The sequence below is a fragment of the Devosia sp. genome, assembly GCF_024707125.1.
Lineage (GTDB): Bacteria > Pseudomonadota > Alphaproteobacteria > Rhizobiales > Devosiaceae > Devosia.
This window is the reverse complement of the sequence record NZ_JANQAH010000011.1, coordinates 251,211-272,924: the sequence shown is the minus strand read 5'-3', so window position 1 is coordinate 272,924 and position 21,714 is coordinate 251,211. Positions and strand designations below refer to the sequence as shown.

Genomic DNA, 21,714 nt, shown 5'->3' with positions numbered 1-21,714 from the left:
ATGACAGTCGGTGATGGCAAGGCGCACCTTGCCGCACCATATCTCGCTCGGCTTTCTTTTCGGGACAGCACTCGATAAAAGGCCCTCAACACTTGCGAGGTAGTCATGTCGGCAGTTGCTTCCCCCAGCCGCAAAACCCTGGAGCGCCTGGCGCGCGAGCGCATCCTTATTCTGGATGGCGCCATGGGTACGCAGATTCAGGGACTTGGCCTGTCGGAAGATGACTTCATCGGCCATGGCTCCGGCCACGCCTGCCGGCACCATTCCCACCATCCGCAGAAGGGCAATAACGACCTTCTGATTCTGACCCAGCCCGAGGCGATTGAAGAGATTCACTTCAAATACGCCATGGCCGGCGCCGATATCGTCGAGACCAATACCTTTTCGGCCACGACCATCGCCCAGGCCGATTACGGCATGGAATCGGCCGTGCACGACCTCAATGTCGAAGGCGCGCGCGTCGTGCGCCGGGCGCTCGATCGCGCCACGGCCATCGATGGCAAGCCGCGCTTCGTCGCCGGTGCCGTCGGTCCGACCAACCGCACGGCCTCGATCAGTCCCGATGTGAACAATCCGGGCTTTCGCGCCGTCAGCTTCGAAGACCTCAGGAAAGCCTATTCGCAGCAGGTGAATGGCCTGATCGAAGGCGGCGCCGATGTGATCCTCATCGAAACCATTTTCGATACGCTCAATGCCAAGGCGGCGATCTTTGCCTGCATGGAAGCCTTTGAGGCGACGGGCGTTGCCCTGCCGATGATGATTTCGGGCACGATCACCGACGCGTCCGGCCGCACCCTGACAGGTCAAACCCCGACCGCCTTCTGGCATTCGGTGCGCCATTCGCGGCCCTTCACCATCGGTCTCAACTGCGCGCTCGGCGCGGAAGCCATGCGTCCGCATATGGCCGAAATCTCGGCTGTGGCCGATACGTTCACCTGCGCCTATCCCAATGCGGGCCTGCCCAATGCCTTTGGTGGCTATGACGAAGGTCCGGAAGACACCGCTCGCCAGGTCGGCGAATTCGCGCGCGAGGGGATCGTCAATGTGGTCGGCGGCTGCTGCGGCACGACGCCCGATCATATCCGCGCTATTGCCGATGCCGTGGCCGGCGTCGCTCCGAGGGAAGTGAATTGAACCGTTATCTGCGTCTTTCCGGTCTCGAGCCCTTCGTTCTCACGCCCGATATCGTCTTCGTCAATATCGGCGAACGCACCAATGTCACCGGCAGCGCCCGCTTCCGCAAACTGATCACGGCGCGCGACTATACCGCCGCGCTCGCAGTGGCGCGCGATCAGGTGGAGAATGGCGCGCAGGTCATCGACATCAACATGGACGAGGGCCTGATCGACTCCAAGGCGGCAATGGTCGAGTTCCTCAACCTCATCGCCTCCGAGCCCGAAATCGCTCGCGTGCCGGTGATGATCGACTCTTCCAAGTGGGAAGTGATCGAAGCCGGCCTGAAATGCGTCCAGGGCAAGCCGATCGTCAATTCGATCAGCCTCAAGGAAGGCGAAGAGCAGTTCCGCCACTATGCAGGGCTCTGCATGGCCTATGGCGCTGCCGTCGTCGTCATGGCTTTTGACGAACAAGGCCAGGCCGACACCTATAAGCGCAAGACCGAGATCTGCGCCCGCGCCTACAAGATCCTCGTCGATGAAATGGGTTTTCCGCCCGAAGACATCATCTTCGATCCCAACGTCTTCGCTGTCGCAACCGGCATCGAAGAACACGACAACTACGGCGTCGATTTCATCGAGGCGACGGCCTGGATCTGCCAGAACCTGCCCTATGCCCATATCTCGGGTGGCGTTTCCAACCTCTCCTTCAGCTTCCGCGGCAATGAGCCGGTGCGCGAAGCCATGCATGCCGTTTTCCTCTATCACGCCATCAAGGCGGGTATGGACATGGGCATCGTCAATGCCGGGCAGCTGGCCGTCTATGATCAGATCGATCCCGAACTGCGCGAGGCCTGCGAGGACGTGGTCCTCAACCGCAAGCCCAAGGCCGGCGGCACCGCCACCGAGCGCATGCTGGAGATTGCCGAACGCTTCAAGGGCGGCCCGCGCGAAGAAAAGGTCCGCGACCTCGCCTGGCGCGAATGGACCGTCGAAAAGCGCATCGAGCACGCGCTGGTCAACGGCATCACCGAATTCATCGAGGCCGACACCGAAGAGGCGCGCCTCTCCGCCGAGCGGCCGCTGCACGTGATCGAAGGCCCGTTGATGGCCGGCATGAATGTCGTCGGCGACCTCTTTGGCGCTGGCAAGATGTTCCTGCCGCAGGTGGTGAAATCGGCCCGCGTGATGAAGCAGGCCGTGGCGGTTCTCCTCCCCTATATGGAAGCAGAAAAGGCCGCGGGCGGCGATACCAGCCGCCAGTCGGCTGGCAAAGTCCTGATGGCGACCGTCAAGGGCGACGTCCACGACATCGGCAAGAACATTGTTGGCGTCGTCCTCGCCTGCAACAACTACGAGATCGTCGATCTCGGCGTCATGGTGCCGCCGCAGAAGATTCTGGAAGTGGCGCGCGCCGAGAATGTTGACGTCATCGGCCTCTCCGGCCTGATCACACCTTCCCTCGACGAAATGGTGCATCTTGCCGCCGAAATGGAGCGCGAGGGCTTTGACCTGCCGCTGCTCATCGGCGGGGCAACCACCTCGCGCGTGCATACTGCGGTGAAAATCGCGCCGCGCTACACCAAGGGGCAGGCGATCTATGTCACCGACGCCAGCCGTGCCGTCGGCGTCGTCGGCCAGCTGCTGTCGCCGGAAATGAAGCCCGACTATGTCGCCGGCATCCGCGCCGAATATGTCGAGGTTGCCGAAAAACACGAGCGCGCCGAACTCGCCAAGCAGCGCCTGCCGCTGGCTGCGGCGCGCGAAAATGCCTTCAAGGTCGATTGGTCCGACTACAAGGTGAACGCCCCGCAATTCCTCGGCACGCGCGTGATCGAGGATTGGGATCTTACGGAAATCGCGCGCTATATCGACTGGACGCCGTTCTTCCAGACCTGGGAATTGAAGGGCGTTTATCCGCGCATTCTTGAGGATGAAAAGCAGGGCGAAGTCGCCCGCCAGCTTTTTGCCGATGCTCAGGACATGCTCAGAAAGGTCATCGCCGAAAAGTGGTTCAAGCCGCGTGCCGTCGTTGGCTTCTGGCCTGCCAATGCGGTGGGCGACGACATCAAGCTTTTCACTGCCGAAGACCGTCGGGACGAGTTGGCGACGCTCTATACGCTGCGTCAGCAGACCTCCAAGCGCGAGAACCGGCCCAATGTCGCTCTGGCCGATTTCGTTGCCCCGGCCGGCACGCCTGACTATGTCGGCGGCTTTGTCGTCACGGCTGGTCCGGAAGAAAACGAGATCGCCGAACGCTTCAAGCGCGCCAATGACGACTTTGGGTCGATCATGGTCAAGGCGCTGGCCGATCGCTATGCCGAAGCCATGGCCGAAATGCTGCACCAGCGGGTGCGCAAGGACCTCTGGGGCTACGCGGCCGATGAGACGTTTGCGCCCAACGAACTGATCGGCGAACCCTATCGCGGTATCCGCCCGGCGCCGGGCTACCCCGCCCAGCCCGACCATACCGAGAAGATTACCCTGTTCCGTCTTCTCGATGCAGAAGCTGCGGCCGGCGTACAATTGACCGAAAGCATGGCCATGTGGCCGGGTTCATCGGTCTCCGGTATCTATATCGGCCATCCCGACGCCTATTATTTCGGCGTCGCCAAGGTCGAGCGCGATCAGGCGATCGACTATGCCCAGCGCAAGGGCATGGATCTGACCGAGGTCGAACGCTGGCTCGCCCCGATCCTCAACTATACGCCCGCCGGCTAAAGCGTTTTCAAGAAAATCGCCGGGGTCTCCACGAGCGCTCTTGGCCTTCGGCCGCGAGCCGCGCGCCGACAAACAACAGGTCCGACAGGCGGTTCAGATAGACCCGCCCGTTGGCCGTGCGTTCGTCATCGAGCGAGAGCAGGCGGCGCTCGGCGCGGCGGCAAACCGTGCGGGCCATGTGCATCGCCGCGACAGCCGGTGAACCGCCGGGCAGGATAAATTCCTTGAGCGGCGGCAGGTTGGCGTTCCACGCGGTGACCGTCTGCTCCAGCGCTTCGATATGCACCTCAGTTAGAAGGGCATGGCCGGGCAGGGAGAGGGCGCCGCCGAGATCGAACAGATCGTGCTGGATCAGCACAAGGGCCTCGCGCAGATGCGGCAGGACCTGCTGGCTTTCGGCAAAGCCGATGACGCTATTGAGCTCATCCACCGTGCCGATGGCTTCAATGAGCGCATCGTCTTTCCGCAGCCGGGATCCGTCCGAAAGTCCGGTCGTGCCATCATCGCCGGTGCGGGTAACGATCTTCGAAAGCCGGTGTCCCATTGAGTTCCCCGTGTGGCGATCCTGTTCGCCACTGGTCGTGGCCTTCCGGGGCAAAAGTGTCAATCGGCCGCGTCCGTCATTGTGCCGGGCGCGGCCATCTCGAACGCCTCATTGGGGATGCGGGCCGGCCAAGTCTTCGCCTATGCTGAACCTGCGGCTGGCCAGCGCCGCGGACACGCCTTTGGCTATATTTGGCTGATAGCGCGGGGGCGTCTTTCTTGCGGCGACGGGGCGTGGCTCGACCGCCGGCGGCGCCGGATCCTCGTGGAAGTCCGGGGCGCCCAGATCCATCGGACGCGTGATCACGTCGCCTGATTCAGGAACAATGCGAACCAGCGGTTCAAGGCCCGCGAGCAGCAATGGGCGGCGCCGGTTCAGGCCGATGTCAGCCAGGATGCGGTCGTCGAGATCGCGGAGGGCGGATTCCGTCTCAATGCGTCTCGCCCAATCAGTCAGCAGCGTGATGAGTCGTTTGAACATCTCTGTCTCCTGTCCAATGTTTGCGCGGACGACAGCAGACGCCGCCTCATCGAGATGAGGTGCGAGGTCCTGCCTTTGGGTTGGCGAAGTGTCTGCACGAAGTTCGGGCCGTTGGCGGGCCGATTTCGCGGTCGTCCGTGACGGCGTGGAAGCTATCCCGGTCGGCGATGCCATTGCTTCCACCGTTTGGTGGAGCCGCTACGCGATCGGCAACGAGAAGGAGGCGATGAGGCCGACAAGGTCGGCCTGGCGATGCGTCCTTGTCTTTTCGAACACCCGCAGCAGATGCGTGCGCACCGTCGAAACCGCAACATTGAGCGTGGTAGCGATCTCGGCATTGGTTCGTCCGGAGCCGACAAGCTCGAGCACGCGCGCTTCGGTCGGGGTGAGATCAAAGAGCGAGGCGATGGCGGCAAGCGGGGCAGGGGGCGGGGACGTGGAGGGCGCCACGAAGATGGCCGCTGCGGCGCCCTGCAGCGGATTGGCCGCGGCGAGCGGCAGCACATGGAGCACCAGTTCCTCGCCGCCATTGCCATAGGCCGGAATGCCCAACCCCCGTCGGCCGAGATCATCGAGCGAGGAGGCGAGCGCAACCAAGAGGGCAGCGTCGAGATTGGGCGGTCCAGAAATCCGTCCCGCGCGCAGGCCAAAGGGCCTTGCCGCGCGCAGCATCGCCTCGCCCGCCTGATTGGCGTGGATGAGCCGGAGATCGGACGCCACCAGCAGCACTGCGACGCTGAGACGATCGAGCACTGCCACATAGGTGGCGCTTTCGACCGCGCGCGCTTCCAGCAATCGGCTGATGGTCACCGCGCGCTTGAGATGCGGGATGAAGAGATTGGCCAGTTCCATTTCGGTCTGGCCGACAAGTCCCGCCGATTCATGGCGGGTGAACGTGATCGCGCCAAAGGCCGTCTGGTCGCGCAGCAGGCCAACCGAGAGCGAGTCGACCACGCCGCGTGGCAAGCCGACTTCGCGATGATAGCGATTGGCCGGCGTCAGGGCTTCGGGGTTCACCTCGGAGAGCACCATCGGCACGTCCAGGGGATAGTTGCGCACCCGGTCGGCACCGCCCCATTGGTCCATGATCTCGCGGCCATAGTCGCGCATGGCGATGAGCCAGATGTCGTCCACGCCACTGGCTGCATTGATCAGCGTATTGCCATTGGGCATTTCGACAACGGCCAGTGTGGCGCTGAGAAAGGCCATGCGCCCGCGCAGGGCGTCCAGCGTTGCAGGCCAGAGAGAGGGCGTTAGGGCGCAGTCATAGATCGATCCGATGAGATCGGACAGTTCCCCAGCAGGAATGGGCCTCATCACGGCACCCAATGAAAATTGCGCTGACTAAGGTAGGCAGGAATTTTTATAGAATGATGGTGGTTCGGTTGGCAGATGGCTGCGCTGAACGGCGGCAACACGCCCGGACTAACTATTCACGCTGTCCTGATCTTGTGCGGGCGGAGCAAACCAAGCATTCCCGCCTTTTCTGAGGCGATAATCCAACAAAAAGGCCGGCACATTGCTGCGCCGGCCGCATTTTTCGTCTGCCCTATCGGGTCGAGGGGATCTCGTAGATCTTCTCGATGTCGTCGAGTGCGAGGTGTGCCGCCATCACGCCGCCGGCGGTAGCCCAGACGGTGTCCGACACAGCATAGACATGCCCGGCCTTGACCGCGTCGAGGTTCTGCCAGAGCGGGGAGGCCATCCAGGCTTCGGCTTCCTTGGTCGCGCCGCCATCGCCGGTTTCGTAGCTGAAGTGCAGCAGGCGGTCGCCGTCGAGATCAGGAATTCGTTCGAGGGTGATCGGCTCGGCAAGGCCTGCCTTGTCCTGTGCTGCGGGGCGGCCGAAGCCGATATCGCGCAGGATGGAGCCCGAAAAGCTGTCATTGTTGTAGGCGTAGTTCTGGCCGGAAATGAAGCGCACGAGCCCGACCTTTTCGGCCGCACGATCGCCCAGCGCCGCCTTGATCGCCGCCACGCGGTCCTCATAGCCTTCGAGAACAGCTTCGCCCTCGGCCACCTTGCCCACGGCCTCGGCATAAAAGGCGAGATTGTTGCGCCATTGGCCGGTGATGTTCTCGACAAAAACCGTCGGTGCGATGGCCGAGAGCTGCTCATAAATCTGCTCGTGGCGCTTCTTGTTGCCCAGGATCAGGTCGGGCTCGAGCGAAAGAATGACTTCCAGATTGGGCGCCAGTTCCTCGCCCACGAGGGTCGTATCCTTGAGCGCGTCGGCGACGTGGTCGAACCAGGGATCGGCATTGGCCGAGCGGACCGCGCCAACCGGCACGAGGCCCAGCGCGAGGAGATCCTCGGTCGCCTCATTGGTCAGGGCAACGATGCGCAGCGGCTGATCCGGCACCGCAGTGACGCCCATGATGTGGGTGATGTCGCGGGCAAAACCGGGTGTCGCAAGGGCAAGCAGAAGTGGCACGCCAAGGAGCGTGATAAGGCGGCGAGAAATCATGACCGATCCATTTGATGACCAAAATAGTCATATTTCATCAATCGCAGTCGCCGGGCGGAGTCAAGCCGTCGCTTTGGCTAGACGCGATATCGCAGCGCCTCGACAAAGGCCGTAAAGGCCGGGGAGGGCTGGCGGCGATTGGGATAGTAGAGATGAAACCCCTGCCAGGTGGGCGACCAGTCGGCCAGCACCTCGACCAGTTCGCCGCGCTCGATATAGGGCCTGCTCATGAATTCGGGCACATTGGCAAGGCCATGTCCATCGAGCGCCGCATCGAGCACCGGCAGGATGCTGTTGAAGATCAACTGCCCTTCGACCCGCACATTGAGCTCGCGCCCATCCTTCTTGAATTCCCAGGCATAAAGCGCGCCGGCCGTGCTCAGCCGCAGGTTGACGCATTGGTGGTTGGTCAGGTCCTGCGGGCTTTGCGGCGGCGGCCTCCGGGCAAAATAGTCCGGCGTTGCCACCACCGAAAAGCGCCAGTCCGGCCCGATCCGCACCGCGATCATGTCGCGCGAAAGCGCCTCGCCCAGACGTACCCCGGCATCCATCCGCTGTTCGACGATGTCGACAAAGCCATTATTGATCGCCAGTTCGACGGTGATGTCGGGATATTGCGCGAGGAAGCCGCGCAGCATCGGCCGAAAGATCGAAGCGACGACAGAATCGCCGCAGGAAACGCGAATCGTGCCCGCGGGGCGATCGCGAAAGTCGCTCAGCGCCGCGATCTCGGCCTCGATCTCGTCGAAATGCGGCGCGACGGCGCGAAGCAGCCGCTCCCCGGCTTCGGTCGGCGAAACGCTACGTGTCGTGCGCGACAGGAGGCGCACGCCCAGCCGCGCTTCGAGCCCCTTCATCGTGTGACTGAGTGCCGAGGGTGTTACGCCGAGTTTCGCTGCGGCGCGGGTAAAGCTGCGCTCGCGAGCCACGGCCAGAAAGGCCTGGAGATCGTCGATCGGGCTACGCGCCATTCCTGAATCACGCTCAACACTGCATCAAGATTACTCAAGATAATCCGATGATCCCGGCTTGGCTACACTGGGGTCGAACCACTGGCGATCCCTCGCCAAGGAGACCCTTCTTGCTTGCCACCATGCTCTACGCCCCCGGCGATGTGCGCGTCGAAGAACGCGACGAACCGGTGATCCAAAAGCCGACCGATGCCATCATTCGTCTGACTGCCACCTGCATTTGCGGGTCCGACCTCTGGCCGTTCCGTGGCCTCAACGATGTCTCGAGCCCCATGGCCATGGGCCACGAATATTGCGGCGTCGTCGTTGCCGTCGGCAGCGACGTCAAGACGGTGAAGCCAGGCCAGTTCGTCGTTGGGTCGTTCGTTCTCTCCGACAATACCTGCCCCCATTGCCGCCACGGCTTTCAGTCCTCCTGCGAGCAGCGCGAATTCATGACCGGCGGGCAGGCGGAATATGCGCGCGTGCCGCTCGCCGATGGCACGCTGATCGCCACCGACACCATGCCCGATGACGACCTGATCCCGAGCCTCCTCGCTGCCTCCGACGTGCTCGGCACCGGCTGGTATGCCGCCGACGCCGCCCGCGTACAGTCGGGGTCGACCGTGGTGGTCGTCGGCGATGGCGCAGTGGGGTTGATGGGCGTCCTTGCCGCCAAGCAGTTGGGCGCCCACCGGATCATCGCCATGAGCCGCCACAAGAGCCGGCAGGATCTGGCGCTCGACTATGGCGCCACCGACATCATTGCCGAGCGTGGCGATGCGGGCGTGGCACGGGTCAAGGAGTTGACCCAGCGCATCGGCGCCGATGCCGTGCTCGAATGCGTCGGCACGCAGGAGTCCATGCAGACGGCGATCAATTGCGCCCGGCCCGGCTCAATGATCGGCTATGTCGGCGTGCCGCATGGCGTGCAGTTCGATGGCCAATCACTGTTCTTCTCGCAGACCGGGATGATGGGCGGCCCCGCGCCGGTGCGCCGCTTCCTGCCGTATCTGCTGGATCTGATCCTCACGCGCCAGATCAATCCGGGCAGGGTGTTCGATTTGGAGCTGCCGCTGGCCGACGCCGCTGAAGGCTATCGCGCCATGGACGAGCGCCGCGCCATCAAGACACTCCTGCGGCCGTAAGTCCTCTCCAGGCTCGGGCAACCACCAATCGTCACCCTCGGGCTTGACCCGAGGGTGTCATCCCAAAGTGAAGTGTCCTCGGGTCAAGCCCGAGGATGACGGGCGGCGGAAGGGTAGCGCCGGCGAGTCGTGCTCGGTTACCCAAACGTTCCAACGGGCACCCCCGCTACATCCGCCCGGAACTGCACAATCCCATCGCGCCGGTCTTCGCCCGAACCAAGGCTGGTGACAAACACGGTCTTCATATCCGCCCCGCCAAAGCAAGGCATGGTCGGCAGCTTCAGCGGCACATCCACCCAGCCTAGTAATTCTCCCGTTGTCGAGAACCGATTGATCCGGCTCGCCGAAGGCCCAGCCGACCAATAGGTCCCCGCTAGATCGCAGGCGCCGCCATCCGGTCTGCCATTGGCCTCGTCATTGTCCCGCAGGCGACGGCGATTGCTGACCGCCCCTGTCGCGCGATCAAAATCCCAGCAGTCGAGCCACATGCTGCCGCGCGAGTCCGAATGGTAGAGCAGGGTAGCGTCGGCATTCCAGGCGAGGCCGTTGGAAATGGCAATCCCATCGGCAATCACCCGCACGTCGCCATCCGGCGCGACGCGATAGAGTTTTGCCGAAGGTGCATCGCCGGGTGCAGCATCCATGCTGCCGACCCAGAAGGCGCCATCCGGCCCCACCTTGCCGTCGTTGAGCCGCATATCGGGCTTGGCATGCTCTATGCGCGCCACGGTTTCCCGCGTTCCGTTGCTCGGGTCGAACAGGATGACATCGTTGCGCAGGGCCACGACCAGCTTGCCGTTCTTGGCCAGCCCCAGGCTTGGCACCGGCTCGCCGAACTCCCAAAAGTCCCGCTCTCCGGTGGCAATATCGAGCGCATGGATCGCACCGGCCGGAATATCGCACCACAGCAGGCGCCTGTTCACGCCGTCCCACACAGGGCTCTCGCCCACGCCAAAACGCTCGCGGATCACCCAGTTCACGTCAGGTTGCATCATCGTGGGCTCACTGGCCCAGATCGTGGGCCAGGCTCCATTCGCGATAGCGACGGCGGCCGCCTTCGAGATGCTGGCGCATGGCAAGACGCGCCGCGTCAGGCTGGCGATTGGTAATAGCGTCAAAAATGCGCCGATGCTCGGTCTGGATATTTTCCAGAAACTCCGCCTTGTCCTTCTCGTCGCTGAAACTTGCCCCCAGCGCCCGGCGCGGGATCAGGCGTTCGCCCATTTCATCGACGAAGAGGCGGAAGCGCGAATTGTTGGTGGCATCGGCGATGGCGCGGTGAAAAGCGCGGTCGGCGTCGGTCGCCAGCGAATTGTCGGCCAGGTGCCGGGCAAACTGGGTCAGCGCCTGTTCCATGCGCAGGAGGTTGGTCTCCGTCCGGCGCTCTGCCGCGAGCCCTGCGGCCTCGATCTCGACGCTGATGCGAAATTCGATGAAGTCCAGCACTTCGGCAATGTCCTGCGGCGCTTCCATGAACATGGAGCCGCCGACAACCTTGGGCGGTTCGCTGACATAGACGCCGCTGCCGCGCAACGAGCGCAGCCGGCCCTCGGCCTTGAGGCTGGCAATGGCCTCGCGCACCACGGTGCGACTCACATCGAAGGTTTCGCAGAGCCTATCGGCGGGCGGCAGCTTGTCGCCCGGCTTGAGGCCGCTATCGGCGATCAGCCGGACCAGCCCGTCTTTCACGCGGTCGGTCAGTCGCAGCGCTTCGATTTCAGCCATTTTCCGGTTTTCGCATTCTCGATGGTAACAGTCTGCTAACGCATTGCAGCAGAGTGGGGACGCTTATCGCATGCCATGCGGCGCCGGATTTGTCATCCTTCTCGTGCCGTGAACGTGTGGCGGACGACGAAATCTGTCCCCCGAGGCTCATGTTCAGCTTGTAGCATGTGCAGATATTTCATACAACTTTGTAGAAGTCATAACACTTGAGGGATTTTTTGCATGTATGTGGGCACCCAGCTGAGCGGGGAGAAGTTCAACGAGGTGGGGGATGCCCACTTGCGCCAGCTGGCACAGCTTGGCCTGCGCCATGTCTGCGTCGATCCGGTCGGCAATCCGCATGATTGGACGCGCGACGTGCTGGAGCGCCATATCGAACGCATCGAAGCGGCGGGCCTGGTGCTCGACATGGTGCAATTGCCCATGTCTTCGGCTGGTGTCGATAAGGTGAAATCGCCTTCCATCGTTCTTGGTCAGGATCCGGAAAGGGAGCGGGAGGTCGACAGCATTTGCCGGTTGATCGAGACGCTGGGTGCGCTTGGCATCAAGGCGGCAAAGTACAATTTCAACATTCTCGGCATTCCGCGCACCCCGTCAGAGCGCGGCCGCGGCGGTGCTATCATGTCGACCTTCCGGCACGATCAGACGACGGATGACACCGTCCCAAGCCGCGCCGGCAATGTCAGCGCCGACGAGATGTGGGAGCGCATTACCTGGTTCCTCGAGCGCGTCGTGCCGGTGGCTGAAGCGAGCAAGGTGCGCCTTGCCTGCCACCCGCACGATCCGCTGACACGACCGGGCTATCGCGGCATGGAAGAGCGTGTGCTGGGCTCCGCAGAAGGGCTCAAGAAGTTCGTCTCCATTGCCGAAAGCCCCTATCATGGGCTCAATTTCTGCCAGGGCACGGTGGCTGAAAGCCTCGAAAATCCGCGCGAGGAGATCGGCGACATCATCCGCTGGTTCGGTGAGCGGAAGAAGATTTTCAACGTCCATTTCCGCAACATCAAGGGTGGTCGCTACTCCTTCACCGAGGAGTTTCCTGATGCCGGCGACATGGACATGGCGGCGAGCCTCAAGATCTACAAGGAAGTCGGCGTTGACTGCATGATCATGCCCGACCATGTGCCGCATATCGATGGCGAAGCGCCCTTCGAGACCGCCTTTGCCTTCTGCTACGGCTACATCATTGGCGTTTTCCAGGCCAATGGCTGGGATCCGTACGGAGCCTGACACCTCAGCTCCGATATCCCCGTACCCACCGTGTCATTCCCGCGAAAGCGGGAATCTCTGTTTCCGATCAATGAGATTCCCGCTTTCGCGGGAATGACCCGGTGGGTGGGTGAGTGCAAAAAGAAAAGGCCCGGATCTTGCGATCCGGGCCTTTGTGCGCAGGGAGGGCGCTCGGGAAATCAGCGGTTGGCGGCAATGAGTTGCGAAAGCTCCTCACGCTCTTCGCCCGTCAGTTCTGTCAGTGGGCTGCGCACCTTGCCGGCCCCGCGGCCAACCAGATCCGCGCCGGCCTTGACCATGGAAACGGCATAGCCGCGCTTGCGGTCGCGCAGTTCGATCAGGGGCAGGTAGAAGTTCTTGAGCAGGGTTTCGATCGTTGCTGCATCACGGGCGCGCACAGCTTTGTAGAAGCGCAGCGCCAGTTCCGGCACGAAGTTGAACACGGCCGAGGAATATGTGGTGACGCCCATTTCGAGATAGGGCTGGGCAAAGACTTCGGCGGTTGGCAGGCCGCCGATATGCACCATGCGGTCGCCGATCAGGGTCGAGATTTTCACCATCAGCTGCAGGTCGCCAATGCCGTCCTTGTAGCCGATCAGGTTCGGGCACATCTCGGCCAGTTTTGCGAGGGATTGCGGCGTCAGGCGAGTGTTGTCGCGGGCGTAGTAGATGACGCCGATACTAACCGCGTCGCAGATGGCCTTCATGTGGGCGATGATGCCTTCCTGTTCGGTAAACATCAGATAGTGCGGCAGGACCAGGATGCCGGCGGCGCCAGCCTTTTCAGCGCGCTTTGCCAGCTCGACCGCCATGCGCGTGCCATAGCCGACGCCGGCCAGCACGGGCACGCCGGGCGCGGCATTGTTCACTGCCGTGCTGATGATGTCGTCATATTCCCCATCATAACCGATCGAGAAGAACTCCCCCGTACCGCCCGCTGCGAAGAGTCCCGCCGAGTCGTAGGAGGACAGCCATTGCAGTCGCTTGGCGTAGGATTTGCGATCGAACTCGCCTGCGGCATCGAAGTCGGTCACCGGAAATGACAAGAGGCCCGAGCCGATCTTGGTCTTGAGTTCGTCGAAGTTCACGTCCGGTCTCCTGCGGCGACGATTAGTAATACTTCTTTCTGTATGCATGGCCTGAATGGGCCTGTCAACGGCATGTGAAACGCCGTCTATCAAAAGAAGTATGATTGCATGTTGACATTGCAATTGCAGTCATACAAGAGTGCGGACCTCAGCAATCGCCTGGAACGGCACATCCGCCGGCGAAATCAGTCTGATGGGAGGGAAAATTGAAACATTTGAGGGTAGCCGCCCTGGCGGGAATCTCGCTTGTGACGCTGGGGAGCGTCGCGGCATTTGCGCAGCAATATCAACAGTCTCCGGCACTCGAAGGGCTGGATCTGCCACCCGTGGCCGAGCGCGTCGGCAGCAATCCGCGCGTTGTCACGCCCGTCAGTGAAGTCGGCAAATATGGCGGCACGTTCCGCGGCGGCATGGTGGGCGGCAATGACCGCAACATGCTCTTCACCTATTTCGGCTACGAGCCGCTGCTCACCTGGGATGCAGACTGGTCCGGCGACGTTTACCCAAATATTGCAAGCGCTTACACGGCGAGCGAAGACAGCAAGTCGTTCACCTTTACCCTCCGCGAGGGGATGAAATGGTCCGATGGCAGCGCTTTTACGGCCGATGACATCGCCTTCTTCATCGAAGACGTTCTACCCGACGAAAAGCTCTTCCCGACCAAGCCGGGTTGGCTGACGGTCGAAGGCGAATTGCCAACGATCTCGGTGACTTCGCCGACCGAATTCACCATTTCCTGGACCAAGCCAAACGGGCTTTTCATCATCAACGCCGCCAGCGTCTATGGCGTGCAGTTGGCTCTGCTGAACAAGGCCTATTGCAGCCAGTTCATGCCCAAATACAACCCGGACGCGGACGCCAATGCCAAGGCAGCCGGCGTTGCCGACTGGGCCGAGCACATGACCAATATGTGCGGCGTCGGGATCGAGAATATCCAGCGCTGGCGCAATCCCGAGCGCCCGACGCTCGAGGCCTGGCATATCACCGAGCCCTATGTGGCTGGCGCGACGCGCGTCTCGTTCGAGCGCAATCCCTATTACTGGAAGGTCGACACGGCCGGAAACCAGCTGCCCTATATCGATGGGCTCAGCGTTTCGGTGAATGCCGAAGCGCAAACGCTGCTGCTCAGCGTTCTGGCCGGCGAAATCGACTATGAAGTGCGCCACACGGCCAATGCTTCGAACCTGCCGGTGCTGGTCGAAGGTGCGGAAGCGGGCAATTTCAATATTTCACCGCGTGAATCTCGGGTCGGCAATTCGCTGGCCATCTCGGTCAATCTGAACTCGCATGACCCGGTAAAGGCCGAAGTTTTCGATAACAAGGACTTCCGTATTGCCCTGTCGCATGCGCTAGACCGCGTTGCGATCATCGATACGCTCTACTTGGGCCAGGGGACCCCGCAGCAGGTTACACCGCGCGAGGGCACGCCTTTCTACAATGAGCGGCTCGCCACGCAATATCTCGAATACAATGTCGATGAGGCCAATCGCCTGCTCGACTCCATCGGTCTCGACAAACGCGGCGGCAATGGCTTCCGTTTGGCGCCCGATGGCAGTCCGCTGGTGGTCAATGTTGCGGCTGTGACAGCGCTGGGCGCCCATGCCGATGCCGCCGAACTTCTTACTCAATATTGGCAGGCCGTGGGTATCGATGCGCGCTTCTCGGCGCAGGATCGTACTCGCTTCTATGAGGAAAAGACTGCGAGCCAGCACGACATCGTTGTCTGGGGCGCTACGTCGGGCGGCATCGACGTCTTCATCGATCCGCGCGACTATTTTCCGTTCTCGACCGAGTCCAATTTCGCCGTCGATTGGGCAAAGTACTATATCGGCGATGGTGGCACCGAGCCGCCCGAATACGTCAAGGAGCAGTGGGCGCTCTACGACCAGATCAAGGGCACGTCGAACGCTGAGGAACAGGCTGCGCTCTTCCAGCAATTGCTCGAAATCACCGCCGACCAGTTCTACCAGATCGGTGTCAGCACGGCCATTCCGGGGCTGGCGGTGGTCTCCAACAATCTCGGCAATGTGCCGGCGGATACGCCGACGGGTTGGATCCACCCCGATCCGGGCACGCTCAATACCGAGCAGTTCTACTTCAAGAACTAACCCTGTCCTTCACCCGGCCGGTTTGCCGGCCGGGTTCCTCGACCAAGGGATCGCTGTCCATGCTGATCTTCATTCTCAAACGGATAGCCGGAATGATCCCGGCCATGTTTGCGATCTCGCTACTCGCCTTTACCGTCATCCAATTGCCGCCCGGCGACTATGTCTCGACCTATGCGGCCCAGATCGCGCAGACCGGCGAAGCCGTCGATAGCGCCGTGCTGGCCAATCTGCGCGAGCGTTATGGCCTGGGCGAAAACATCGCCGTGCAATACTTCAAATGGATCGGCGGTATCGTCCGCGGCGATTTCGGCCAGAGCTTTGAGTGGAACCAGCCGGTGACCGAGCTGGTCTGGGGTCGCATGGGCATGACGGCGCTGATCTCGTTCCTGACGCTGATCACCATGTGGGCGGTATCCCTGCCCATCGGCATCATCTCGGCGGTGCGGCAATATTCGGTCATTGATTATCTGACGACGACTTTTGCCTTTCTCGCTACAGCTGTGCCGGAATTCTTAGTCGCCATCGTGCTGCTCTACATATCGACCATGTGGTTCGGGGTGTCGGTCGGCGGGCTCTTCTCGCCGGCCTTCGAGAATGCGCCATTCTCGCTCGCGAAAGTCTGGGACTTTTTCCAGCACGCCTGGATACCGATCCTGGTCATCGGTCTTGGCAGCACAGCGGCGCTGACCCGCATCATGCGTGCCAATCTCCTTGATGAACTGCACAAGCCCTATGTCGAGGCCGCCCGCGCCAAGGGCCTGCCCGAAGGCCGGCTCATTCTGACCTATCCGGTGCGCGTGGCGCTCAATCCCTTCATCTCCACCATTGGTTGGGTGCTTCCCGCCCTCATTTCCGGCGAACTCATCGTGTCCACCGTTCTCAACCTGCCCACGGCCGGGCCCTGCTGCTGCAGGCGCTCAAGAGCCAGGACATGTATCTGGCCGGCGCCTTCATCCTGCTTACCGGCGGGCTGGTGCTCATCGGCACACTGATCTCCGACATCCTCCTCGCCATTTCCGACCCGCGGATCCGTCTCTCATGAGCGCGCCCTTCGATACCGCCAAGGATGCCGACCTGCTCGACCAACAGGTGCATGCCGGCAGCCTCGTTGCCGCCAGCCAGTGGACGTTGATCTGGCACAAGTTCAGCCGGCATCGCCTCGCCATGGTTGCACTCGTCGTCGTGGTGCTGATCTATCTCGTGGCCGCCTTTGCCGAGTTTCTGGCGCCGTACGATCCCGGCAAATTCGATCCGCGCCATACTTTTGCGCCGCCACAGCAGATCCATCTCTTCCTCACCGACGAAGAGGGGACGCGCTTTGCCCCGCATGTGCTGGGGTTCAAGAGCCAGGTTGATCCGAAGAGCTTTCGCCGACTGTTCCAGCCCGATCCGGAAAAGGTCATTCCAATCGGCTTTTTCGTCGAGGGACAGCCTTACAAGTTCTGGGGCATCTGGGACGCCAATCGGCACTTCCTCGGGCCCATGGATAAGGCTGATCCCTTCTTCCTGATCGGTGGCGATCGGCTTGGACGCGATCTCCTCAGCCGCACCATTCACGGCACGCGTATTTCCATGTCGATCGGTCTCGTCGGCGTGACGCTGTCGCTCATCATCGGCTTGATCCTGGGCGGTATTTCCGGCTATCGCGGGGGGCTGATCGACCGGGTCATCCAGCGCGTCATCGAATTCATCCGTTCGGTGCCCACCATTCCGCTCTGGCTCGGCCTTGCCGCCGCCATGCCCAAGGATTGGCCGCCGCTGCAAATCTACTTTGCTATCCTGATCATCCTCTCGCTGATCGGCTGGACCGAGATTGCCCGCGTGGTGCGCGGTCGCTTCCTCAGTCTTCGCCGCGAGGATTTTGTCATCGCTGCGCGGCTCGATGGAGTCAGCGAATTCCGCCTTATCATGCGCCACATGATGCCCTCGCTCTATTCGCACATCATCGCCGCCATCACGCTGGCCATTCCCAATATGATCCTCGCGGAAACGGCGCTGAGCTTCCTCGGCCTTGGCCTGCAACCGCCGATCGTCAGTTGGGGCGTGCTGTTGCAGGACGCGCAGAACCTGCGCGCCATTACGCAGGCACCCTGGCTCTTCGTGCCCGGCATCTGCGTCGTCGTGGCGGTGCTGGCCCTTAATTTCCTCGGCGATGGCGTCCGCGACGCTGCCGACCCCTATGCCAAGTGACCCGGTCATGTCAGACGAAACCATTCTGAAAGTCCGCAATCTCTCGGTGGATTTCCCGATCCAGAAATCCGTGGTCCACGCGGTCAAGAATGTCTCTTTCGACCTCAAGCGCGGCGAGACGCTGTGTGTTGTGGGCGAAAGCGGTTCGGGCAAGTCGGTCACCGCCCGCGCCATCTTGCAGCTCGTCGCCAAGCCGGGCGCCATCAACGGCGGTCAAATCCTGCTCGATACCGGGTCGGGCGAAGTTGATATCGTCAAGCTGGGCAGCCGTGGCCTCGCCATTCGCGAGGTGCGCGGCCGGCGCATTGCCATGATCTTTCAGGAGCCGATGACCAGCCTGTCGCCGGTCCATACGATCGGCCACCAGATCATCGAAACGATCCTGCTGCACGAAAAGGTCAGCAAGGAGGAGGCGCGGAAACGCGCGGCAGCGCTCCTCGGCAGAGTGCGGATTCCTGAGCCGGAAAAGGCGCTCGATCGCTATTCCTTCGAGTTTTCAGGCGGTATGCGGCAGCGGGCGATGATCGCCATGGCGCTGTCGTGCAATCCGGAAATTCTGATTGCCGACGAGCCGACCACGGCTCTCGATGTCACCACCCAGGCCGAAATCCTGTCGCTGATCCGCGAACTGCAGAGAGATCGCGGTATGGCGGTGCTGTTCATCACCCACGATATGGGCGTCGTCGCCCAGATCGCCGACCGCGTCATGGTCATGTTCCGGGGCGAAAAGGTGGAGGAGGCCGGTGTTTTCGATCTCTTCGAACGGCCGCAGCAGGCCTATACGCGGGCGCTGCTTGGCTCGGTGCTAAAGCTCGAAACGCCGGCGCCGCGTCCGCCGCGTCCGACGGCGGAGAAGCCTATCGCGAAAATCGAAAATCTTGAGCTGCACTTTCCGCTCAATGCCGGCTTCATGGGCCGGCCGACCAATTATCTGAAAGCCATTGATGGGGTGAGCCTGACCATCAATCAGGGCGAGACCGTCGGTGTGGTGGGAGAATCCGGTTCCGGCAAGACGACGCTGGGGCGCACGCTGCTGCGGGTTTATGATCCGACCGGCGGGCAGGTGATGTATTGGCCGAGCAATGGCGAGCCGGTGGATATCGCGACGCTCAACAAGGCCGGTATGAAGTCGCTCTATGGCGAAGTGCGCATGGTGTTTCAGGATCCGCATTCCTCGCTCAATCCGCGCATGACCATCTACCAGACCATTTCGGAGCCGCTGCGGACCAATACCGACATGACCGAGCGGCAAATGATGGATCGGGTGTCCGAACTGCTGTCGCGCGTTGGCCTGCCGCCCGATATCGGCGATCGCTATCCGCATGCCTTTTCGGGCGGGCAGCGGCAGCGCATTTCCATCGCCCGCGCGGTGGCGGTGCGGCCCCGCCTCATCATTGCCGATGAGCCGACTTCGGCGCTCGACGTGTCGCTGCGTCATCAGGTGCTCGACCTGATGCGCGACCTGCAAAACGAATATGGCCTATCTTACCTGTTCATTTCGCACGATATTTCGGTCATCCGCTATTTCTGCGATCGGGTGGCGGTGATGAAAAATGGCAAAATTGTCGAGGTTGGCGACGTGGTGCAGATTTGCGAGCAGCCGCAGCACGAATATACGCAGAGCCTGATCGGCGCCGTGCCGCGCCCCGATCCGCGTCTGCGCGCCGACGCACCGCAATAAGGAAGCTTCCATGTCCACCATACTGCTGACCGGCGCTTCCGGAAGGCTGGGCACCCATATGCGCCGCTGGTTTGCCCAAAAGGGGAGGGCGGTGCTCGCGACCGATATCAGGCCGGCCGAGGACGGCGGGGCAGTCGAGATCGCCGATCTCTCGGACCGCGAGGCAGTGGATCGGCTGATGGCGCGCGATATTTACAGCGTCGTGCATCTGGGCGGTATGGCCAAGGAGGCCGGGTGGCAGACCGTGCTCGATGCCAATATCATCGGCAGCTACAATATCTTTGAATCGGCCCGTAAAGCCGGGGTGAAGCGCGTTGTCTATGCTTCGACCTACCATGTCGTCGGCATGCATCCGACGCCGACGGATGCTCCAATCGACCTCGACGCCGCTTATCGTCCGGACTCGCTCTATGCGGTTTCAAAAGCCTTCGGCGAGATGCTTGGCCGGCTCTACTTCGACAAGTTCGGCATTGAATGCCTCGCCATTCGCATTTGCACCGCGGGCGACCCGGGCACGCCGCGAGAGGCGCGACTTTGGCTCAATCGCGATGACCTGGCGACGCTGATAGAAACCGGGCTCGATCAGCCCGATCTCGGCCATCGGATCGTCTATGGCATTTCAAATAATCCGCGGAAGATGATGGTCAACGAGCCCGATCCGGGGCTCGATTGGGCGCCGGCCCATGGTTCAGCGGAACTCGGAAAACCCGATCCACTGGCGCCGCTTGATGAGACCGATCCGCGCAATCGTCTTCTGGGCGGGGCCTTTTCCACTTGGGGCCATCAGGACGACAAGTCGGACCTTTAGTGGGCGGCGAAGCTTGAATTGGCATCCTGCGGCCGAACCATGCTGACCATGTGCCATGCGGCAACGAGCGCCAGCACCGCCGTGGCGACGCCCAGCAGGTAGACCGGGACGATGGCAAGCTTGACTGCGCCTGCCGACGCTGCCGCTGCCATGCCACCCGAATTGGCTGCAACGCCGGCCAGTGCGGCGCCGATGGCGTTGCCAGCCGATTGCGTCGTCGGGATCAGGCCGGACGCCCGGTCGCGCTCGGCATCGCTCGCGGCTTCCATCACCGTGAGGTTGAGATAGCCATTGTGGAGGCCAAAGCCGGAGCCGATGACCAATTGGCCGATGACCACCACCACGACCTGATCGATCTGCAGACCCGCTAGAACGAGCACCAGACCCAGGCCGATCATGCCGGGCCCGAGCCGGATCAGCGTCTTGCGGGTTTCCTTGCTGCGCACATTGGCCACAGTGATGGCCGAAGCACTCCAGGCGACAGCGAGCACGGCGGCGAGGGCTCCGGCCGAGGCGGGCTTGTAACCCCAGATTTCCTGCACCACGAGCACGAGATAGACCGCTGAGCCAGCGCCCGCGACGTTGATTAGCAACACGACCCACAACCCTGTGCCGACCACCGAAATGGGGCGGAAGGCGTCGCGGGGCATCAGGCGTTCTTCGGCCCGACCATCCATCCAAACTGTTGCCACCAACAGCACCGCCGCAACGACAAGCAGGGCGGCGGCCGGCAATGGCGCCGCGAGAGCTGCCAAGGCGATCAGCATGATCGCCGCGCCTATGGCGAACAGCCGCAAGCCGGGGAAGCGGGCGATGACCCGGTCCTCGGCCGAATGAGCCGGCACCTTGATGACGACCATGGAGGCGAAGAGCAGCACCAGCGGCACATTGACGAGGAAGGCGGCGCGCCACGAGACCATTTCTGTGAGGATGCCGGCAGCGGCAGGACCACCAAAAGCCGCGATGGCCCAGATCATCGCCTGCAGGCCGAAGACCTTTGGCACGAGGCGCGACGGGAAGAGTTCGGGGATGAGCGCGAAGCAGATGGCCGAAACCACGCCCTCGCCTAGCCCCTGAAGCGCGCGGCCGACCAGGACTTGCGGCATGGACGTTGCGCTGGCAGCGATCACGGTGCCGAGTAGGAAGACGCCGGCCGAGACCAGCAAAGCGGTGCGCGCGCCAAGGCGCTGCTTGAGAAGCGCGGCGCCCGAGCCGCCGACAATGGCGAAGACGAGGAACAGAGTGAGCGCCCAGGAAATCAGCGCGACGCCGCCCAGTTCCTGCACGGCCGTTGGCAGGGAAATGGAGGCGAGGAAAGCGTTGAAGGCGAGGAGCGCCACGCCGAGGCACAGGATCAGCGTCACGGTCGCGTAGCGCGGCGTGAAGATTTCAGCCCAGCGACCTTCGACCGAATCCGACATGTTGCCTCCTATTTTCCAAGCGGTTACTTGTTTAATTC

Annotated in this window: 15 protein-coding genes and 2 pseudogenes; 8 read left to right on the top strand and 9 right to left on the bottom strand. The window is 62.1% G+C overall.

Annotation, left to right across the window (positions count from 1 at the left end; genetic code table 11):
- Positions 1 to 138: 138 nt before the first annotated feature.
- A pseudogene (gene metH, locus NVV77_RS16360) lies at positions 139 to 3,836 on the top strand (methionine synthase); the annotation flags it as partial.
- Between the two features lie 7 nt (positions 3,837 to 3,843).
- On the opposite strand, the gene NVV77_RS16355 reads toward metH, so the two are convergent.
- From NVV77_RS16355 to NVV77_RS16335, 5 genes are all read right to left on the bottom strand, one after another.
- Complete coding sequence (locus NVV77_RS16355) at positions 3,844 to 4,380, bottom strand: cob(I)yrinic acid a,c-diamide adenosyltransferase (RefSeq protein WP_295415033.1); 537 nt, start codon at positions 4,378 to 4,380, stop codon at positions 3,844 to 3,846.
- Between the two features lie 108 nt (positions 4,381 to 4,488).
- Positions 4,489 to 4,860, bottom strand: a complete 372-nt coding sequence (locus NVV77_RS16350) for a DUF1127 domain-containing protein (protein ID WP_295415032.1) — start codon at positions 4,858 to 4,860, stop codon at positions 4,489 to 4,491.
- A 198-nt stretch (positions 4,861 to 5,058) separates the two neighbouring features.
- Positions 5,059 to 6,177, bottom strand: a complete 1,119-nt coding sequence (locus NVV77_RS16345; protein WP_295415031.1) for a helix-turn-helix transcriptional regulator — start codon at positions 6,175 to 6,177, stop codon at positions 5,059 to 5,061.
- A gap of 232 nt (positions 6,178 to 6,409) precedes the next feature.
- Complete coding sequence (locus NVV77_RS16340; RefSeq protein WP_295415030.1) at positions 6,410 to 7,327, bottom strand: ABC transporter substrate-binding protein; 918 nt, start codon at positions 7,325 to 7,327, stop codon at positions 6,410 to 6,412.
- A 77-nt stretch (positions 7,328 to 7,404) separates the two neighbouring features.
- Positions 7,405 to 8,298 carry a LysR family transcriptional regulator gene (locus tag NVV77_RS16335; RefSeq protein WP_295415029.1) on the bottom strand — a complete coding sequence of 298 codons (894 nt, stop codon included), beginning with the start codon at positions 8,296 to 8,298 and terminating at the stop codon, positions 7,405 to 7,407.
- Positions 8,299 to 8,408: 110 nt separating this feature from the next.
- Between NVV77_RS16335 and NVV77_RS16330 the strand changes: the two genes are divergently transcribed.
- Positions 8,409 to 9,425 (top strand): zinc-dependent alcohol dehydrogenase family protein, encoded by a 1,017-nt coding sequence (locus tag NVV77_RS16330; RefSeq protein WP_295415028.1) that lies wholly within the window; start codon positions 8,409 to 8,411, stop codon positions 9,423 to 9,425.
- A gap of 137 nt (positions 9,426 to 9,562) precedes the next feature.
- On the opposite strand, the gene NVV77_RS16325 is transcribed toward NVV77_RS16330, so the two are convergent.
- Both NVV77_RS16325 and NVV77_RS16320 read right to left on the bottom strand, forming a co-directional pair.
- On the bottom strand, positions 9,563 to 10,420 hold the full coding sequence (locus NVV77_RS16325; protein WP_295415027.1) for an SMP-30/gluconolactonase/LRE family protein: 858 nt from the start codon (positions 10,418 to 10,420) through the stop codon (positions 9,563 to 9,565).
- 7 nt (positions 10,421 to 10,427) lie between these two features.
- Positions 10,428 to 11,150 (bottom strand): FadR/GntR family transcriptional regulator, encoded by a 723-nt coding sequence (locus NVV77_RS16320; RefSeq protein ID WP_295415026.1) that lies wholly within the window; start codon positions 11,148 to 11,150, stop codon positions 10,428 to 10,430.
- A 222-nt stretch (positions 11,151 to 11,372) separates the two neighbouring features.
- On the opposite strand from NVV77_RS16320, the gene NVV77_RS16315 reads away from it, so the two are divergent.
- Positions 11,373 to 12,380 (top strand): mannonate dehydratase, encoded by a 1,008-nt coding sequence (locus NVV77_RS16315; protein WP_295415025.1) that lies wholly within the window; start codon positions 11,373 to 11,375, stop codon positions 12,378 to 12,380.
- Between the two features lie 179 nt (positions 12,381 to 12,559).
- Here NVV77_RS16315 and kdgD read toward each other — a convergent pair whose 3' ends face one another.
- Positions 12,560 to 13,468 carry a 5-dehydro-4-deoxyglucarate dehydratase gene (gene kdgD, locus NVV77_RS16310; RefSeq protein WP_295415024.1) on the bottom strand — a complete coding sequence of 303 codons (909 nt, stop codon included), beginning with the start codon at positions 13,466 to 13,468 and terminating at the stop codon, positions 12,560 to 12,562.
- Between the two features lie 206 nt (positions 13,469 to 13,674).
- Here kdgD and NVV77_RS16305 point away from each other — a divergent pair, with 206 nt between their 5' ends.
- The 5 genes and pseudogenes from NVV77_RS16305 to NVV77_RS16285 all read left to right on the top strand — a co-directional run bounded on the left by NVV77_RS16305 (position 13,675) and on the right by NVV77_RS16285 (position 20,255).
- Complete coding sequence (locus NVV77_RS16305; RefSeq protein ID WP_295415023.1) at positions 13,675 to 15,576, top strand: ABC transporter substrate-binding protein; 1,902 nt, start codon at positions 13,675 to 13,677, stop codon at positions 15,574 to 15,576.
- A gap of 59 nt (positions 15,577 to 15,635) precedes the next feature.
- A pseudogene (locus tag NVV77_RS16300) lies at positions 15,636 to 16,618 on the top strand (ABC transporter permease).
- Positions 16,615 to 17,766 carry an ABC transporter permease gene (locus NVV77_RS16295; protein WP_295415022.1) on the top strand — a complete coding sequence of 384 codons (1,152 nt, stop codon included), beginning with the start codon at positions 16,615 to 16,617 and terminating at the stop codon, positions 17,764 to 17,766. The pseudogene NVV77_RS16300 and the gene NVV77_RS16295 overlap by 4 nt, the downstream one beginning before the upstream one ends.
- A gap of 7 nt (positions 17,767 to 17,773) precedes the next feature.
- Entirely contained in the window at positions 17,774 to 19,447 is a 1,674-nt protein-coding gene (locus NVV77_RS16290; RefSeq protein ID WP_295415021.1) for an ABC transporter ATP-binding protein, read from the top strand.
- A 10-nt stretch (positions 19,448 to 19,457) separates the two neighbouring features.
- Positions 19,458 to 20,255, top strand: a complete 798-nt coding sequence (locus tag NVV77_RS16285) for an NAD(P)-dependent oxidoreductase (RefSeq protein ID WP_295415020.1) — start codon at positions 19,458 to 19,460, stop codon at positions 20,253 to 20,255.
- Here the strand turns inward: NVV77_RS16285 and NVV77_RS16280 are convergent.
- Positions 20,252 to 21,676, bottom strand: coding sequence for an MFS transporter (locus NVV77_RS16280; RefSeq protein WP_295415019.1), 1,425 nt, complete (start codon positions 21,674 to 21,676; stop codon positions 20,252 to 20,254). The genes NVV77_RS16285 and NVV77_RS16280 overlap by 4 nt on opposite strands.
- Positions 21,677 to 21,714 lie beyond the last annotated feature (38 nt).

Excerpts from the sequence above, each read along its gene's own strand:
- NVV77_RS16355 (WP_295415033.1), bottom strand. The coding sequence starts at position 4,380 with ATGGGACACCGGCTTTCGAAGATCGTTACCCGCACCGGCGATGATGGC.
- NVV77_RS16350 (WP_295415032.1), bottom strand. The coding sequence starts at position 4,860 with ATGTTCAAACGACTCATCACGCTGCTGACTGATTGGGCGAGACGCATT.
- NVV77_RS16345 (WP_295415031.1), bottom strand. The coding sequence starts at position 6,177 with ATGAGGCCCATTCCTGCTGGGGAACTGTCCGATCTCATCGGATCGATC.
- NVV77_RS16340 (WP_295415030.1), bottom strand. The coding sequence starts at position 7,327 with ATGATTTCTCGCCGCCTTATCACGCTCCTTGGCGTGCCACTTCTGCTT.
- NVV77_RS16335 (WP_295415029.1), bottom strand. The coding sequence starts at position 8,298 with ATGGCGCGTAGCCCGATCGACGATCTCCAGGCCTTTCTGGCCGTGGCT.
- NVV77_RS16325 (WP_295415027.1), bottom strand. The coding sequence starts at position 10,420 with ATGATGCAACCTGACGTGAACTGGGTGATCCGCGAGCGTTTTGGCGTG.
- NVV77_RS16320 (WP_295415026.1), bottom strand. The coding sequence starts at position 11,150 with ATGGCTGAAATCGAAGCGCTGCGACTGACCGACCGCGTGAAAGACGGG.
- NVV77_RS16315 (WP_295415025.1), top strand. The coding sequence starts at position 11,373 with ATGTATGTGGGCACCCAGCTGAGCGGGGAGAAGTTCAACGAGGTGGGG.
- NVV77_RS16295 (WP_295415022.1), top strand. The coding sequence starts at position 16,615 with ATGAGCGCGCCCTTCGATACCGCCAAGGATGCCGACCTGCTCGACCAA.
- NVV77_RS16290 (WP_295415021.1), top strand. The coding sequence starts at position 17,774 with ATGTCAGACGAAACCATTCTGAAAGTCCGCAATCTCTCGGTGGATTTC.
- NVV77_RS16285 (WP_295415020.1), top strand. The coding sequence starts at position 19,458 with ATGTCCACCATACTGCTGACCGGCGCTTCCGGAAGGCTGGGCACCCAT.
- NVV77_RS16280 (WP_295415019.1), bottom strand. The coding sequence starts at position 21,676 with ATGTCGGATTCGGTCGAAGGTCGCTGGGCTGAAATCTTCACGCCGCGC.